At 28.3% G+C, this 1,878-nt stretch carries 4 protein-coding genes; all 4 read right to left on the bottom strand.

Going from position 1 to position 1,878, the window contains the following annotated elements:
• Nucleotides 1-853: type I restriction endonuclease (locus tag HG1285_RS03175; RefSeq protein ID WP_008288939.1), on the bottom strand; the 853-nt coding region annotated here is incomplete at its 3' end.
• A 3-nt stretch (nt 854-856) separates the two neighbouring features.
• Entirely contained in the window at nt 857-1,315 is a 459-nt protein-coding gene (locus HG1285_RS03180) for a hypothetical protein (protein ID WP_008288938.1), read from the bottom strand.
• Nucleotides 1,316-1,639, bottom strand: coding sequence for a nucleotidyltransferase domain-containing protein (locus tag HG1285_RS03185; protein WP_008288937.1), 324 nt, complete (start codon nt 1,637-1,639; stop codon nt 1,316-1,318). It lies immediately after the preceding gene.
• Complete coding sequence (locus HG1285_RS03190; RefSeq protein ID WP_083793133.1) at nt 1,636-1,860, bottom strand: restriction endonuclease subunit S; 225 nt, start codon at nt 1,858-1,860, stop codon at nt 1,636-1,638. The genes HG1285_RS03185 and HG1285_RS03190 overlap by 4 nt, the downstream gene beginning before the upstream one ends.
• Nucleotides 1,861-1,878 lie beyond the last annotated feature (18 nt).

The following is a 1,878-nucleotide window of genomic DNA, read 5'->3' as shown; positions in this document are numbered from 1 at the left end:
CCTTTTTTAGTTTTCTAACTGCATCAAGTTGATGGTATCGTGGAAATATTTGGATTTTTTTCTTTTTGCCTGTTTTTGGGTCTTTTCTCTCAAAGATATTCACATAGTTTTCTATGATGTTTGATAAACTTTCTTTTGTTAGTATTTCTTTCCATAGATATTCTGTTTTTATTCCATTTGGGTTTGGTGGGTTTCCTGCCCCATTTTTATAGCCTTTGTTAAATGGAAAAAATATTGTGTTTTTTCCTTGTAGATGTGTTGTCATATATACTTCATTATCATCAACGGCAAAATGGACTATGCATTTTCCAAATTTGAATATTTCTTCTCGGGGGTTTCTATCTTCTTTATATTGTTTTATGGCATCTTTTACATTTTGTTTTGTCCATCTGTTTTTTAGCTCAAAGGTTATTACAGGCAGTCCGTTTATAAAAATTACTAAATCAAGACTGTTGTTGTTTTTATCGCTGTATTTAAGCTGTCTTATTATACTGAAAATATTTTTTTGATATTTTTCTTTTGCTGTCTGGTTCTGTTCTGAAGGAAGAGGGTAATATAGTTCTATATGATAAGCACCTTCTTTAACTCCGTTTATTAAAACTTCTTTTATGCCTTTTTGGTTTATCTGTGATTGAATTCTATCAAGTAGTTTTTTTCTTTTTGGACTTTCTTTATTATCAAGCTCAAAGTATTCATAAATTTTTGGCTGGGTCTGTTTTATAAATTTTGTAAGTTTTTGTGTATCAATGGCAAATTCGGGCTCAAAATCTTCTGAATTTCCTTTTTCGTATTTGTTTAAGTTTATAAAATCTTCAAATATTATATCTTCAAAGGATTTTTCTGAAATGTCCATTACTTATCCCTTATTTATGTATGGTTTTATTTTTTCTTTTATATTTTCATAAATTTCAATTAGCTCTTTTGCATATTTTAATGAATTTTTAATTTCTTGCAATAAAATTTCCTGCTCCCAAGGATAGGTATGGGTTAATAAGTTTCTTATTTTTCTTAATTCTTTCCACTCATTAGCAGAGGGAATGTATTCTAATTGTTCTAATCTGTTTAATATGTCTATGAATGGTTTATTTCTTGTTTCTTCTCCTAATATGTTTAGGATTAATGGGAATAGTTTTTCTCCCATTGTATCTTGCATTTTTGCAAATCTAAAAATGAAAGAGTCTATTATTGCTACTTTTTCAGGGTTTTCAAAAACATCAGTGTCAAAATTATTCCACTGCTGAATTTTGTTTATAGCATACTCAAGTCTTTCTTTATGCTTATCTATTTCTTGAAATACAAGGTTTATATTTTTCAATTATAAAATCCTTATTCCTGTATTTTTGGCTTCTAAACAGTAAAATTTTTTACAATCGTAAGGTGCAATGATTAGGTCTATTTTTTGTTCTCCGATTTTTTCTTCTAAATTTACCAAATATTTTACTTTTTTATCAAAAATATCTGTTTTTTCAAAATTGGGTATTTCTATGTAAATGTCTATATCTCCACCTTTTTTGTTCGGGTCTGCTCTGCTTCCAAAAATCCAAACTTTTACACCTTTTCCAAAAATCTCTTTTGCAATTTCTTTTATTGCTTTAATTTCATCTTCTGTAAGTCTTAAATTTTGTTCATAAATCTTCATACTTTTATCTTTCCTAAAACTGCGTCGGAAATCAGTTTTTCTTTAAATTCTTTTATTAATTTAATCTCTTTTTCTGTTTTTTGTATAAGCTGGTCTATTTGCTGGGTTTTTTTATCTAAATACTGGGCTATTTTTTGTTGTTCGTGGAGAGGGGGAAGGGGGATTTGGAGATTTTTTACAAATTCAGTAGGAATTCTTTTTTGACCTGCTGAACCTGTCATAAACTTTTCACCTAATTT

Source organism: Hydrogenivirga sp. 128-5-R1-1, from assembly GCF_000171895.1.
This window is presented reverse-complemented; position numbering and strand designations above follow the sequence as displayed.